At 62.3% G+C, this 13602-nt stretch carries 13 protein-coding genes and 1 pseudogene; 3 read left to right on the forward strand and 11 right to left on the reverse strand.

Annotated elements, in window-relative coordinates; genetic code table 11:
* The 5 genes from WBV42_RS10165 to WBV42_RS10185 all read right to left on the reverse strand — a co-directional run.
* Positions 1 to 427, reverse strand: a 427-nt coding sequence (locus WBV42_RS10165) for a TMEM165/GDT1 family protein (protein ID WP_423985928.1), incomplete at its 3' end; no start/stop codon positions are given.
* 1 nt (position 428) lies between these two features.
* Positions 429 to 1100: a metal-dependent transcriptional regulator gene (locus WBV42_RS10170; protein ID WP_253226399.1), complete on the reverse strand. Its 672-nt coding sequence runs from the start codon at positions 1098 to 1100 to the stop codon at positions 429 to 431.
* A gap of 139 nt (positions 1101 to 1239) precedes the next feature.
* Positions 1240 to 1893 (reverse strand): HAD family hydrolase, encoded by a 654-nt coding sequence (locus WBV42_RS10175; RefSeq protein ID WP_423985929.1) that lies wholly within the window; start codon positions 1891 to 1893, stop codon positions 1240 to 1242.
* A gap of 141 nt (positions 1894 to 2034) precedes the next feature.
* Positions 2035 to 3291 carry a Glu/Leu/Phe/Val family dehydrogenase gene (locus tag WBV42_RS10180; protein ID WP_423985930.1) on the reverse strand — a complete coding sequence of 419 codons (1257 nt, stop codon included), beginning with the start codon at positions 3289 to 3291 and terminating at the stop codon, positions 2035 to 2037.
* Positions 3292 to 3375: 84 nt separating this feature from the next.
* Positions 3376 to 4221, reverse strand: coding sequence for an HpcH/HpaI aldolase/citrate lyase family protein (locus tag WBV42_RS10185; protein ID WP_423985931.1), 846 nt, complete (start codon positions 4219 to 4221; stop codon positions 3376 to 3378).
* A 145-nt stretch (positions 4222 to 4366) separates the two neighbouring features.
* Between WBV42_RS10185 and WBV42_RS10190 the strand changes: the two genes are divergently transcribed.
* Positions 4367 to 4567 (forward strand): hypothetical protein, encoded by a 201-nt coding sequence (locus tag WBV42_RS10190; RefSeq protein WP_423985932.1) that lies wholly within the window; start codon positions 4367 to 4369, stop codon positions 4565 to 4567.
* 67 nt (positions 4568 to 4634) lie between these two features.
* Here WBV42_RS10190 and gdhB read toward each other — a convergent pair whose 3' ends face one another.
* Both gdhB and WBV42_RS10200 read right to left on the reverse strand, forming a co-directional pair.
* Entirely contained in the window at positions 4635 to 5909 is a 1275-nt protein-coding gene (gene gdhB / locus WBV42_RS10195) for a glutamate dehydrogenase GdhB (protein ID WP_423985933.1), read from the reverse strand.
* 121 nt (positions 5910 to 6030) lie between these two features.
* Complete coding sequence (locus WBV42_RS10200; protein ID WP_423985934.1) at positions 6031 to 7200, reverse strand: PQQ-binding-like beta-propeller repeat protein; 1170 nt, start codon at positions 7198 to 7200, stop codon at positions 6031 to 6033.
* A gap of 165 nt (positions 7201 to 7365) precedes the next feature.
* Between WBV42_RS10200 and WBV42_RS10205 the strand changes: the two genes are divergently transcribed.
* Positions 7366 to 7830: a MaoC family dehydratase gene (locus tag WBV42_RS10205; RefSeq protein ID WP_253226192.1), complete on the forward strand. Its 465-nt coding sequence runs from the start codon at positions 7366 to 7368 to the stop codon at positions 7828 to 7830.
* A 12-nt stretch (positions 7831 to 7842) separates the two neighbouring features.
* On the opposite strand, the gene WBV42_RS10210 is transcribed toward WBV42_RS10205, so the two are convergent.
* The 3 genes from WBV42_RS10210 to WBV42_RS10220 all read right to left on the reverse strand — a co-directional run bounded on the left by WBV42_RS10210 (position 7843) and on the right by WBV42_RS10220 (position 10553).
* Positions 7843 to 8190, reverse strand: a complete 348-nt coding sequence (locus tag WBV42_RS10210; protein WP_423985935.1) for a DUF5658 family protein — start codon at positions 8188 to 8190, stop codon at positions 7843 to 7845.
* Positions 8191 to 8368: 178 nt separating this feature from the next.
* A complete protein-coding gene (locus WBV42_RS10215; protein ID WP_423985936.1) occupies positions 8369 to 10072 on the reverse strand; it encodes an acyl-CoA carboxylase subunit beta in 1704 nt (567 codons plus the stop codon).
* Between the two features lie 142 nt (positions 10073 to 10214).
* Positions 10215 to 10553 (reverse strand): DUF7344 domain-containing protein, encoded by a 339-nt coding sequence (locus tag WBV42_RS10220; protein WP_066146303.1) that lies wholly within the window; start codon positions 10551 to 10553, stop codon positions 10215 to 10217.
* A gap of 387 nt (positions 10554 to 10940) precedes the next feature.
* On the opposite strand from WBV42_RS10220, the gene WBV42_RS10225 reads away from it, so the two are divergent.
* On the forward strand, positions 10941 to 13364 hold the full coding sequence (locus tag WBV42_RS10225; RefSeq protein ID WP_423985937.1) for a hypothetical protein: 2424 nt from the start codon (positions 10941 to 10943) through the stop codon (positions 13362 to 13364).
* A gap of 44 nt (positions 13365 to 13408) precedes the next feature.
* On the opposite strand, the pseudogene WBV42_RS10230 reads toward WBV42_RS10225, so the two are convergent.
* A pseudogene (locus WBV42_RS10230) lies at positions 13409 to 13602 on the reverse strand (class 1 fructose-bisphosphatase); the annotation flags it as partial.

The following is a 13602-nucleotide window of genomic DNA, read 5'->3' on the forward strand; positions in this document are numbered from 1 at the left end:
GATTCAGTAACCCGTCCGGAATCAGCCTCCCGGTCATGCCCACATCCATTCCGCCGCCGGTTACGAGCGGTGGGTCGGACGAGGAATCCTCGGCGAACTTCGGCACCGCGTTCGTCAACGTCCAGAGCCCGAAGACGACGAACAAACCGCCGGTCAGTACCGTGATCGTGTTCCCGGGGAGGGTGGATTCGATGAGGTGACCGAACGCGATTTCGACGGTACTCCACAACGAAAACGCCGCCATCGCGCCGAGAAACACCTTCTTCGCGTCGTAGCGTGACGCGAGGGTGACGACGACGAGTTGTCCTTTGTCACCGAAGGTGGCGAGCAGATTGGCGAGGAACGCGGCGAGGAGCGGTCCGTAGCCGTCGTAGCGGTTGATAACCCCTTGGAGACCCGTCGCTAACGGCGTCGGTTCTCCGACCATCTCAGGCGATTTCTTCGACGACCGCCCGGACGCGAATCGACCGAGCGACGCTTTCCGGAAGGCTCTGTTCCCCACCGAGGACGGACACGGTCACCATGCCGAACGGGGCGACGTCGACGATTTCGAGTTCCGTTCCCGGCGAGATTCCCGCTTCGGCGAGGTAGCGCAACTCCTCATCGTCGCGGTCGCTGACGCGCGCCACGACGACGTGTTGACCGGCCTCGTGTTCGTTCAGGCGTGTCGTGTCGTCCTCCTCGATGGGCGAGAGGTTCGCGTCGGGGATCGGGTCCCCGTGGGGGTCGATGGTCGGGTTCCCGAGTGCCTCGGCGACGCGTTGTTCGAACTCCTCGCTGATGTGGTGTTCAAGGCGGTCGGCTTCGTCGTGGACTTCGCTCCACGAGTAGTCGAGATGTTCCGTCAGGTAGGCCTCCAGCAGTCGGTGGTGACGGAGCACTTCGAGCGCGACCGTCTCGCCCTCGGCGGTGAGTTCCACCCCCTTGTACTTCTCCCGATCGAGCAGTCCACGGTCGGTCAGCTTTTCAACCATACTGGTGACTGTCGGCGGTGTTACTCCCAGATAGTCCGCGATTTCGGAGGTCGCTACCGGACCCCCGTCCTCCGTCTGGAGCGTATAGATGGCCTTCAAGTAGTCCTCCATCACGTCGCTCAGCATCACTACCGGAGATTAGACGCTTCTAAACCTTTAATTTGTCGTGTACTCAGTGGCTGATGACGCCCCTTCGTCTCCCCTTCTGACGCCCCCTTCCCGTTCGCTTCCGGCAGTTCTTCTCCGTTCGCTTCTGATGGTTCTTTTATCTTCCCTTCGTTTCGATCAACGGGAGGAGTACGTCCGCGAGTTCCGTCATATCGGCGGCCGAGACCGGGGCCGCCGGTCGTGATTCGTCGCCGACGTACACCGTTCCGAATCCCTGCTCGCGGGCGGGGACGATGTCCTCTTCGAAGGTGTCGCCGATGTAGATGTACTCGTCCGCGTCGAGTCGCCGTTTCGCTTCCTCGAAGATTTCCGGGTCCGGTTTCCGGGCACCGAACTCGTTCGAGACGATGACGGTGTCGACGAGCGTTTCGAGTCCGTGCGCTTCGATCTTTCGCCGTTGTGCCCGCCCGTCCCCGTTTGTGAGGATTCCGGTCGGATGTCGAGCGGAGACGGTTTCGACCAACCGCCGTACGGCCGGTCGGAGACGTGTCGCCTCGGCCTCGTTTTCGATGTGGCGGGTCGCCAACGCGCTCGGATCCGCATCGATGTCGTGTTCCGCACAGACCGCGGCGAAGGCGCGTTCGTACGGGTTCGATTTCAGTTCCGTAATGGCCTCCAACACTGCATCCGAGTACCGTACCAGCATCTCCTCGGTCGGTTCGACGGGCAACGACCCCGCAGTTATCTCCCCGAACGAGACGGTGTATTCGAGGAGGGTGTTATCGAGGTCGAAGTAAACGGCAGTCGTCATTAGATGATATCTCTACCCCGGTGGAAAGTACCCTTCGGAGACAGGACGTTTCCCGTTCGCACGCGATGACCGGGCCAAAAAAGGTGTTCGATCGAACCGTCGTCGTTCGAAAACTGCTCCGTGAATGGCCTTATTCGTCGGCTATGGCCAGTTGCCGCTCTCGGTGTAGGAGTCGATGACGCGCTGGAGGGCGACGACGTAGGCCGCGGTCCGGAAGTTCGGCAGGTCGTTCGCCTCGTAGGCGTCCGTCAGGTCGCCGAACGCGGAGACGATGACGTCTTCGAGTTCCTCGTTGACGCGCTCTTCCGACCAGTAGAAGCGCTGGCGGTTCTGGACCCATTCGAAGTACGAGACCGTCACCCCGCCCGCGTTGGCGAGGATGTCGGGGAAGACGTGGACGCCGCGCTCCGTAAGCACGTCGTCGGCGTCCGGCGTGAGCGGGCCGTTCGCGGCTTCCACGATGACGTCCGCCTGAACGTCCTTCGCGAGGTCGCCGTCGATGGCGTTTTCGAGCGCCGCGGGAACGAGCAGGTCCACGTCGAGCGTGAGGAGTTCCTCGTTGCTGATTTCCTCTTCGGTACCGGCGTAGCCGGTGACGCTACCGGTCTCGTTCTTGTGGTCCTTGACGTCGCGGGCGTGGAGTCCGTCGGGGTTGTAGATACCGCCGCTAGAGTCCGAGACGGCGACTATCTTCGCGCCGAGGTTTTCGATGAGTTTCGCGGCAATCCATCCGGCGTTCCCGTAGCCCTGCACGGCGACGGTTGCGCCGTCCATCTCCTTGCCGAGGTAGTCGAACGCCTCACGAGCGGTGAGCATGGTTGAGCGACCCGTCGCCTCGACGCGGCCTTCGCTGCCGCCGCTTTCGAGCGCTTTACCCGTGATGACGCCCGGTTCGGTCGTGTTTTCGAGTTTCTCGTATGTGTCTTTGATCCAATTCATCTCGCGCTGGCCGGTGTTCACGTCCGGTGCGGGAATGTCCTGGTCGACGCCGATGAACGGGCGGAGTTCCTTGGCGAACGAGCGCGTGATACGCTCCAGTTCGGCCTCGCTGTACTCGTTGGGGTCGATGACGATACCGCCTTTCCCGCCGCCGTAGGGGATATCAACCACGGCGGTCTTGTAGACCATCCATCCGGAGAGAGCTTTCACTTCGTCGCGAGAGACGTTGGGGTGGTATCGGATTCCACCTTTGTACGGGCCGCGGTCACCGTTGAACTGCGAACGGAACGATTTGAACACTTCGATGGACCCGTCGTCCATCTCGACAGAGAGATTCGTCTCGAGAACCCGCTGGGGGTGCTTGAGCCGCTCGAAAACGTCAGGGGACGCGTCGAGATATTCGGACGCGTCGTCAATCTGTTCCTGCAAGCTCTCGAACGGATTAGCTTGTTCGGACATCGTTTGTCAGTCCCACCCACCCACTGTTAAACGTGACGAAATAACCATGAACTATTATACCTAAATGAGGTATAAGGAAGAGAGTCAGTTGTCAGCGTCCGCGTACACCATGATCCGTTCCGCTTGGGCGATGAGCGGCGCATCTATCATTTCACCGTCGACTCTGAAAACGCCGCGTCCGTCCTCGTCGGCGTCCGCTTTCGCCGTCAGGACGGCTTCGGCCCACTCCACCCGCTCCGGGTCGGGCGTGAACGCCTCGTTGATGGGCGCGACCTGTGCCGGATGGATCGCCATTTTCCCGTCGTAGCCGAGTCGAATGGCGAACTCCGTCTCCTCGCTCAACCCCTCCGTATCACCGAAATCGGTGTAGACGGTATCGATGGCGTCGACGCCGTTGGCGCTCGCCGCGATGACGACGTGTTCCCGGGCGTAGAGCACCTCGGTCCCCTCGTCGGTTCGAGTCGCGCCGATGTCCGCCGACAGGTCCTCCGCCCCGAACACGAGTGCGGCCGTTTCGTCCACCGTTGCGATCTCCGCGGCGTTGAGAACCCCGCTCGCCGTCTCGACCAGCGCGAGGATCGGGACCCGACAGTCGTGTTCGTGGAGCAGTCGAACCAGCGTCTCGGCATCGTCGCCCGATTCCGTTTTCGGCAGCATGACCGAATCGATGGCGTCGGCACCGTCGGCGATTCCACGGAGGTCGTCGTCCGCAGCGATCCCCGTCGGGTTGACGCGAACACACACCTCACAGTCCGGGTCGAACGCCGGGTCCGTGAGCACGTCACGGACGGCCTCGCGGGCTTCGTCCTTTCGTTCGGGGGAGACCGCGTCCTCCAAGTCGAACACGATCACGTCGGCCCCTGCGCCGGGTGCTTTTCGCATCATCTCCGGGCGGTCGCCCGGCGTGAACATGACGCTTCGTCGTGGCATACGGGAACGACGCGTGGCGTCGATTTCAACCCACCGAACGGTCCCGTTCGTGCACCCTCGGTGTCGCCAATTTCCTCGTTCCAAGCATGCACCGAATCGGAAACTCCCCGGATAGGTTTATCCCGCCACCCTTCGGTACGTCGGCATGGAACGAACGGAAGAGTCGGGAACGGAAGAGTCGAACGCGGACGAGGGGTCCGATTCGAACACCAACATGGGACTCGGTATCGGCATTGGCGTCGCTCTCGGTGCCGGTATCGGTGTCGCACTGGATAATATCGCACTCGGAATGGGGGTCGGAATCGCTATCGGCGTAGCGCTCGGTGCCGGGATGTCCGACCGGTGATGGTTCTGCCCTCGGACGACGACAGAAAAAATTCCGCTGGTAAACGTCCCGAGGGACGTTTGCCGTTTTATGGCCAGAGTCCGCGCGCCGTGTGAGCCGCGGCGATACGCGAGAGGCCGACGATGTACGCGGCGTCACGCCACGTCACGCCGCGCTCTTCGACTTCGGATCGGACGTCGTCCCACGCGGTGAGCATCTCGGATTCGAGTTCCTCGTTCACGCGTTCGAGCGACCACTGGCGGCGGTTGATGTCCTGTAGCCACTCGAAGTACGAGACCGTCACCCCGCCCGCGTTGGCGAGGATGTCCGGAATGACGTGGATATCGCGCTTCTCGAATATCTCGTCCGCGGTGGTCGTCGTCGGACCGTTCGCACCCTCGACGATTATGTCCGCCTGCACGTCGTGGGCGTTCGCATCGGTGAGGACGTTCCCGATCGCGGCCGGGATGAGCACGTCGACGTCGAGTTCGAGGAGTTTCTCGTTGGGAATCGCCTCGTGGCCGTCGAACGTCGTGACCGCCTCGGGTTCCTCTTCGTGGGTCGGAATCGCGTCGATGTCGAGTCCGTCCTCGTCGTAGATCGCACCGTTCACGTCGGAGACGGCGACGACGTTCGCACCCCACTCGTGGAGCGAGAGGGCGGCGTTCGCGCCGACGCTCCCGAACCCTTGGATGGCGATCGACGTGTCTTCGAGGTCGTAGTCGTAGTACTCACACGCTTCGCGGGCGATGATGGCGACCGAGCGACCGGGCGACTCCTCGCGGCCGTAGGAACCGCCGATGACCGGCGGTTTACCGGTGACGACGCCGGGTTGCGTTTCGCCTTCCTGCATGGAGTAGGCGTCCATGAACCACGCCATCGCCTGCGCGTCGGTTCCCATGTCCGGCGCGGGAATGTCGCGCATCGGGCCGATGAAGTCGCGCAGTTCCTCGGCGAAGCGGCGGGTGAGCCGTTCCTTTTCCTCGTTGCTGAGCTCCTTCGGATTGACGATGATGCCACCCTTCGCGCCCCCGAACGGGAGGTCCATGACGGCGCATTTCCACGTCATCCACATCGAAAGGCCGACGCACTCGTCTTCGGTGACGCCGGGGTGGTAGCGCATTCCGCCCTTGAACGGTCCGCGCACGCTGTCGTGTTGTGCGCGGTAGCCGGTGAAGATATCCGTGTCACCGTTGTCCCGCTTCAGCGGCACCGAAACCCGGTGTACTTGGTCGGGGTGCTTCAAGCGCTCGATCGTGCCGCGGTCCACGTCGAGGTGCGCCGCCGCGCGCTCCAGTTGTCGTCGTGCCGTTTCAACCGCCGTTTCCGGTTCGTCCGTAGTCTGCTTCCCAGTAGATGCCATAGTTGGACGCCTCCGACAGGCTTGCCAGTTTAGTCGGTAGTAATACGAGAAATGCCTTGCCATCCGTCGTTGCGTCGGCATGAGATACCACAGCACGATACGGAGAAGGACGGTGAGCGACTTACTGCGGCAGGGCGTAAACCATTCCCGCCACGTCACCGACGTAGACGGATTCGCTGCCGACCGCTGGCGATCCGACCAGCGAATCCTGTGCTCGGAAATGCCACCTAGTGCGGCCGTCGGAGCGGTCGAGTGCGACCAGTAAGCCGTCGTCGTTGCAGGCGGAGACCAGTTCGTTCGTGACGACGGGCGATCCCCACACGCGAGCGTCGGTTTCGACACACCACTTGACGGTACCCTTCCGTGCGTCAAGCGCCAAGATATTCCCGTCCGCGGAGCTGGTGTAAACGATACCGCCGACGGCGACCGGCGACGACCAGACACCGGCGTCCGTCTGATACCGCCATTTGGTTTTGCCCGTTTCGGCGTCGAGCGCGTAGATTCGGTCGCCGTCCACGGTCCCGACGTACGCCGTGTCACCAACGACGGCGGGAGCGCCCGCGATGGCGAGTGACGGTGCGAAGCGGAAGAACTCCTCCCCGTCGTCCACGTCGTGGGCGAACAGCCCACCGTCGAGTCCGGTCGCGTAGAGGGTGTTACCCGCGATCTGCATCGACGTGAGCGCTCGTGCGGGGGTTCGGAAGGACGATTTCAACTCACCCGTTTCGGCGTCGAGCATGGACACCTGTCCATCGCGCGAAGCGACGTACAGCGTGTTCCCGACGAGTATCGGCGCTTCCTCCACGCCAGCATCCGACTCGAAACACCATTCACGCGTTCCGTTCATCCTGTCGAGCGCGAACAGGTTCCCGCTCCTGTCACCGACGTAGGTGAGGTCCACACCCGGCGTCGGCGACCCGACCGCGTTCGGTGCCTGGAACAGCCAGTTGCTCACGCCATCCCGCTGGTCGATACTACAGACGAACCCGTTCTCGGTACCGACGTACACCGACCCGTCCCTGACGACGGGTGTGGTTTCGACCGGCCCACCGACTTGGGCGAACCAACGCGCGTGAACGCGCCTGCTGTCGCTCAACGGTGTCGCCGGCATCGTCGGCGTCGTCGGTTCCTCCTCACTCCCGGGATCGACGGGACCGGGGCGGATATCCGGTTCCGAGTCGATACCGCCGTCGGTGGACGGCCGAGGCGGCTTCGAACCCGAATCGGTGCCGCCATCCGAGAGGAACGTCGTGTCGTCCGTCGCCGACTGTCGTGTACTGTAATCTTTCATATTTCTCCAGACCTGAATTCCGCCTGACTGCCCAGTCATTCGAATACTGTCTACTTTGTTATGAACCGGTTACAGCCCGTTATCGGCCGTGCAACGGTTGGAACGGTTGCAACGGACCCGGCGGAGACCGACAGGATTTTTCCCACCGCTGACCCAAATTTTACCATGACCGGACTGTACTACGAGGAGTTCGAGGTGGGCCAGACTATCGAACACGAGAGGCGGCGCACTATCAGCGAAGCCGACAATCAGAAATACTGTGATATGACGATGAACCAACAGCCACTCCATCTGGACGCCGAGTTCGCGGCCGACACCCAGTTCGGCGAGCGCCTCGTCAACGGTCTCTATACGATGAGTCTCGCTGTCGGCGTCTCGATTCCTGACACGACGGACGGAACCATCGTCGCCAACCTCTCCTACGACAACGTCTCACACCCCAACCCGGTTTTCCACGGCGACACGATTCGGGCACAGTCCACCGTGACCGACAAACGCGAGACGAGCGACGGCGAGCGCGGGGTCGTCACCATGCACGTGGAAGTGTTCAAGGTCGATGGTGAGGACGAGACGCTCGTCTGTGAATTCGACAGGACTGCGCTGTCGCTCAAGAAGGCGAACGCCGAGTAGACAGGGGAGATTTCACAGTCGGGTGAACAGGGAGAGGTTGACGACGACAGCGAACACCCACGGGAACGCGAGTCCGGCGGGGACGAGCGTGACGTACTGTCGGGGAACGAGCGTTCGGCAGACGAATCCGACGGCCAACGCGAACGTCTTCAGGCCGACGAGCGAGAGGAATCCGAATCGGCCGAGCGCGCCGCGCGCGACCGGGTTCGATTCGGTGAGCCCCACCTGCAATCCGACGTACGTCGTAACTAAGTCGCCGACGAGCGCGAGGAGGACGACGGCCCAGAGCAGTCGTTCCACGTCGTCGAAATCGAACCAACCCGTGCGCCGATAGCGGTAAGAGAACTGCTGATGACTCATAGGTGATGGCGCGGTAGTTCCACGTCATCCCGGATACGCCTGAACGGTGCTTTATTATGAAGTGCCTTATCGGCTTACCCGGTGTTTAAGTGGGCACTACTGTCCGATTCGAATGATTTTCATACGATCATTTCGCCGCTCGGATGCGAAAAAGTAGGTGCCGGTCCCCGTCGGCCGATTACAGGATCGTCCCGTGCTTCTTGTCCGGGAGGTCCTTTTCGAGACCAGCGTAGAAGTCGTAGCGCTGGACGAGTTCCTCGCGGAGGGTACTCGGCGGAACGATGTCGTCGATGACCATCTCGCTCGCCATGCGGTGCACGTCGATGTCCTCGCGGTACTCCTCGCGGAGTTCCTGCTCGCGCTGGGCGCGTTCCTCCGGGTCCTCGATGTCGTTCAACTTGTTCGCGTACACCGCGTTGATCGCCGCTTCGGGACCCATGATGCCGATCTCGCCTGACGGGAGCGCGATGACGCTCTGGGGGTCGTACGCGGGGCCGGACATGGCATAGATACCCGCACCGTACGCCTTCCGGACGACGACGGAAATCTTCGGGACGGTCGAGGAGGAGGTGGCGTAAATCATCTTCTTGCCTTTCTCCAGGATCGCGTCCTTCTCGACTCCGGACCCGGCCATGAATCCCGGCGTGTCACAGAGGTAGAGGAGCGGAATCTCGAACGCGTCACACTTCCAGATGAACTCGGCCGCCTTCTCGGCGGCGTCCGGGAAGATGGCACCCGAGCGCTGTGCCGGTTGGTTGGCGACGATGCCAACCGGACGGCCGTCGATTCGGGCGAACGCCGTGATGATTTCGCCGCCGAACTCCGGCCTGAGTTCGAAGTACGAATCCGAATCGACCACGCGCTCTATGAGGTCGGTCATGTCGTAGGCCCGGTTCGGACTCGACGGGATGACCTCGTCGATGCCGTCCGGCGACAGTTTCGGCGCTTTCGGTTCGCTTCGAGGCGGTTTCTCGTGTGCCTTGTCGGGAAGATACGTGATGAGGTCCGCCACGAGTTCGCGTGCGTGTTCCTCGTCGCGGGCGACAAGGTCCGCGCTACCCGATTCCGCCGCGTGCATGTGTGCGCCGCCGAGGTCCTGCATGCTGATGTCCTCGCCGGTGACCATCTGTACCATCCGCGGTGAGGCGATGGCCATCGCGGACATGTTCTCGACCATGATGGTGAAATCGGCGAAAACGGGGGTGTACGCCGCACCGGCGATACACGGGCCGTAGAGGACACAGATCTGCGGAACGCGTCCCGAGAGCATCGAGTGGTTGTAGTAGTACTTCCCGATACCTTCGCGGTTGGCGAAGAACCCGGACTGCTGGTCGATACGTCCGCCCGAGGAGTCCATCAGATAGAGGACGGGTTTCCCGTTCTGAAGCGCCCGCTGTTGCATGCGCAGGAACTTCTCGACCCCTTTGGCGGCCATGCTTCCGGCCTTGACCGTGAAGTCGTTCGCCATGAAGTGCAGGTCGCGGTCCTCGAACGTGGCCGCGCCGGTGAGCAGGCCGTCGGCGGGCAGTTGGTCGTCCGCGTCGAACTCGGCGAACCGGCCGTCCTCGAACTTGATTCCCTCTTCACCGAACCAGAGGTCGAGTCGGTCACGGACGAACAACTTGCCCTTCTCGGAGAGGCGCTCCTTGTACTTCTCCGGACCGCCCAACTCGATCTCCTCGATCTCTTCCCAGAGCAGTTCCTCGCGCTCGGTCGGTCCGAGGTCGTCCTCCAGCGGTTCGCCGGGGTCGTCCCAGGTGACGGTCGGTTCCGTTTCGTCGCCGACGAACACTTCCACCTCGCTGCCGACGTGCTCGGCGAGTGCGCTGGCGATCGCCGAGGCTTCCTCGTCGGTCGCCCCTTCACCGATACGGACTTTCATGAATGAGAATGCGCGAAGGGATTTCAAACCGTTTTCCCTTTCTATCGCGACAATATTTTCGAGCGAGGGGTGGAGACGAGGGGAGAGTGGAGAAAGAATCGTCTAAGGGGAGAAGGGCGACTGGAGCGGGGTCGAGACGTGGTTACTGGTCCGGCAGTTCCATGGCCGCGACGTGCTCCGCGTACTCTTCGAGCACTGGTTGGCCCCAGTACCGAAGTGATTCGCTCCGTGCATCGTAATCGATGATGTTCGCGTCAGCGAGTTTTGGGAGGTGTGTGTGATGAAGGGATGCTTCGATACGTCGTCGGTAATCGTCCGGAACGTCGTTGGGCGACGTTTCGGTTTCCCACTCAACGACCTGTTCTACGAGGTCGGACAGCGTTGCTACGCCATCCGCAGTCGTTGAAAGGTAGTGGATTGCGTATCGTCTCCGCTTATCCGACAGGAGTTCGAAGATGTCGTCGAAAGACGGTCTACTCACTCCTGGTTCGGCACGAAGTACGTGGGGCGGATGTCCCGACGGGCGGTTCCCCGAGTCGTCACGGTATGGTGACTCATTGCTCATGCGACGCTCAAGAGGAGTTGACCAGCATAGATAAAGAATGGTGAATCTAGACACCTAGAAACGTGCCAACCAATAGGAAATCATCGCCCCGAATAAATTTATTTCCAATAAGTACACCACCGACTATATTCGGTTATCACTCGTCAGCGCGAAATTTCGATTACCACGATGGCTCGCAACGATTGCCGGAACCGTCGGGCGACGCTACCACGTGTCAACGATCACAACCGGCCGGGGACGTGAGGAAACGGAATTAACGATGGCTCCGGTTGACGTGCGTCTCGCGCGTGTGAGTCGTATATTATGGATCGATTCACACGGGCTGTAGTCGCGGTCGGACTCGTCTTCCTCGTCAGCATCGCAAGCGTCGCCGTCGTTTCTCCCACCAACTCCGGCACGAAGTCATCCACCCAGTCAATGGAGGCGTCGGCACCCCCGGTCGGGGAGTCGGCGGCGACGCTTCCCGTACTGTCGGTGAACGACGGCGCGAGTGAACTGTTACAGACCGGTTCGAACCGTTCGACCCGTGAGCAGGCGGCCGCCCGCGGTGTCGCACAGGGGGCCGCGTTGGCACAGCGACAAGGTGTCTCCATCAGTCAGGAACAGCGACAGGCCGCAGTACAGGGTGCGACACAGGCCGTCTCACAGAATCAATCGGCGAGCGTCAAACAGGTTCAGGCCGCCGCGCGCGGTGCCGCACACGGTACCCTCCTCCAGAGTCAGGACGTGAACTTCACCCAGATACAGGTGGCGACACAGGGGGCAACGACCGGCGCAGTTTCCCAGACCCAACAGGCGAACGTATCGCAGGTGCAAGCCGCGGCGTTCGGCGCGGGCCACGGCGCAGTCGCTCAAAGTCAACGGGTGAACGTTACGCAGGTACAGGTGGCGGCGCGCGGTGCCGCACAGGGTGCGGTGACCGGTGCGGTACAGAATCAGGGAGCGAGCGTCTCACAGATCCAAGAGGCCGGACAGGGTGCGGCGTTCGGCGCGCTCGACCAACGGCAGAGCGTTTCGGTCCAGCAGGTGCAGGCGGCGGCACGAGGCGCGGCGACCGGGGCCGCCCAAGCACAGACCGCGAACGCGAAGCAGGTTCAAGTCGCCGCGATGGGCGCGGCGAGAGGCGGTGTGACACAGATTCAGCAGGTGAACGTCGAACAGATCCAAGCGGCCTGCCGCGGTGCGGCGGCGGGAGCCGTCTCCCAAGTCCAGCGGGTGAGCGTCACACAGATTCAAGTCGCCGCACAAGGCGCGGCGACTGGTGGACTCACACAGGCGCAGGGAGCCACCGTTTCACAGATTCAGTCGGCCTGTCGTGGTGCGGCGGTTGGGGCATTGAGCATCACGCAGGTGCAGGTCGTGAACATCGTGCAGATTCAAATCGTCGCGCAGGGGGCGGCACAAGGTGCGACCCAAGGTGCCGTCCAGAAGCAGGTCGTGAACGTCAAACAGATTCAGGCCGCCGCGAAGGGTTCGGCACAGGGCGGAGTCACGCAGGTGCAGACCGTTCGAATCACCCAGATTCAGTCGGCCTGTGCCGGGGCGGCATCCGGGGCCATTACCCAGAACCAACAGGTGAGCGTCACACAAGTGCAAGCCGCCGCAAGAGGGGCGTGTAAAGGCGGCGTCGTGGCAAGTCAGCGCCAACAGGTGAGCATCACACAGGTACAGGCCGCGACGCGAGGCGCGGCGAACGGCGCGGTTTCCCAGAGCCAGCAGGCGACCGTCACGCAGATACAAGCCGCCGCGCAGGGCGCTGCGACGGGTGGAATCACGCAGGTGCAGAAAGCCTCGGTCACGCAGATTCAGGCGATCACCTTCGGCGCGGCCGCCGGTGCGACGCAGTCCGCCACGCAAGGAAACGTGAACAACGCGGGCCAAATTCAGCAAACGGCGGTTTCGGGAACCAAACAGGCGGCAAACCGAGTGAAGTCGGGGGCGAACGCTCCACCGAAAACGCTCCGGTCGGTCGCAAAACAGGGAGCGGGCGGCGAGGCGACGCCGACTTCGACGTCGACCACCGCGACGCCGACCTCGACGTCGACCACCGCGACGCCGACCTCGACGACATCGGCGCAAACCACGACGTCGACACAGGCACCGACCTCGACGACCGCACCGCCATCCCCGACGCCAAATGTCACGACTACGCAGACGACCACGAGCGTCACGACGACACCAACCACGACGTCGAATGTGACGACAACGACGGCGAACGCCACCGCGACGCCGACAACAACGCCGAACGCCACCACGACAACGACGACCTCACCGCCGACCGCGCCGCTCTCGGCGAACCTGTCCTGCACCCGAATCACGGCGAACGCGACGCAACCCGATGACTACCGGATGCAGGCGCTGCTGGTCAACGCCTCGAACCCGCAGTCGGGCGTGCTGGTGACACAGAACATCTCCGCCGGGGACTACCAACCGGCGGCCGACGGCAACGTGACGTGGACGAACTCGACGGCGGACCTCGGCGTTCCGGGATACGTCTTCGTCAACGCGACGTTCTTCGATTCGAACGGGCAGACGGTCGCGACGGTGCAGCAAAACGACGTGCAGAGGTGTATCCGACAAGTGAGCGAAACGAATCAGACGACCGTGCCACGGACGACGGTCGGCGGACCGACGGCGACCGCTGCTCCGACGACCGTTGCGCCGACGACCGTTGCGCCGACGACCGGGCCACGGACGACGCCGTCACCGTCAACGAACAGCAGCTAAACGCAAAATAGAAAGCGAGGATCCGACTACAGCCGGGAATCCGACTACAGCGCGGCTTCGAGTCGTTCGATGAGGTCCGCGTTCCCGATGTGAAGCGGTACCCGTTGATGCAGTCGCTCGGGCGTAACTTCGAGGATCGATTTCTCGCCGTCGGACGACCGACCACAGGCGGATTCGATAATGTACGCCATCGGGTTCCCCTCGAACTGCAAGCGAAGTTTTCCTTCTGGGCGGGATT

The sequence above is a fragment of the Haladaptatus sp. genome (genome assembly GCF_049589095.1).
Taxonomy (GTDB): domain Archaea; phylum Halobacteriota; class Halobacteria; order Halobacteriales; family Haladaptataceae; genus Haladaptatus.

Bases quoted from the DNA above. Each gene is read 5' to 3' on its own strand.
- WBV42_RS10170 (WP_253226399.1), bottom strand. From the start codon at position 1,100: ATGCTGAGCGACGTGATGGAGGACTACTTGAAGGCCATCTATACGCTC.
- WBV42_RS10175 (WP_423985929.1), bottom strand. From the start codon at position 1,893: ATGACGACTGCCGTTTACTTCGACCTCGATAACACCCTCCTCGAATAC.
- WBV42_RS10180 (WP_423985930.1), bottom strand. From the start codon at position 3,291: ATGTCCGAACAAGCTAATCCGTTCGAGAGCTTGCAGGAACAGATTGAC.
- WBV42_RS10185 (WP_423985931.1), bottom strand. From the start codon at position 4,221: ATGCCACGACGAAGCGTCATGTTCACGCCGGGCGACCGCCCGGAGATG.
- WBV42_RS10190 (WP_423985932.1), top strand. From the start codon at position 4,367: ATGGAACGAACGGAAGAGTCGGGAACGGAAGAGTCGAACGCGGACGAG.
- gdhB (WP_423985933.1), bottom strand. From the start codon at position 5,909: ATGGCATCTACTGGGAAGCAGACTACGGACGAACCGGAAACGGCGGTT.
- WBV42_RS10200 (WP_423985934.1), bottom strand. From the start codon at position 7,200: ATGAAAGATTACAGTACACGACAGTCGGCGACGGACGACACGACGTTC.
- WBV42_RS10205 (WP_253226192.1), top strand. From the start codon at position 7,366: ATGACCGGACTGTACTACGAGGAGTTCGAGGTGGGCCAGACTATCGAA.
- WBV42_RS10210 (WP_423985935.1), bottom strand. From the start codon at position 8,190: ATGAGTCATCAGCAGTTCTCTTACCGCTATCGGCGCACGGGTTGGTTC.
- WBV42_RS10215 (WP_423985936.1), bottom strand. From the start codon at position 10,072: ATGAAAGTCCGTATCGGTGAAGGGGCGACCGACGAGGAAGCCTCGGCG.
- WBV42_RS10225 (WP_423985937.1), top strand. From the start codon at position 10,941: ATGGATCGATTCACACGGGCTGTAGTCGCGGTCGGACTCGTCTTCCTC.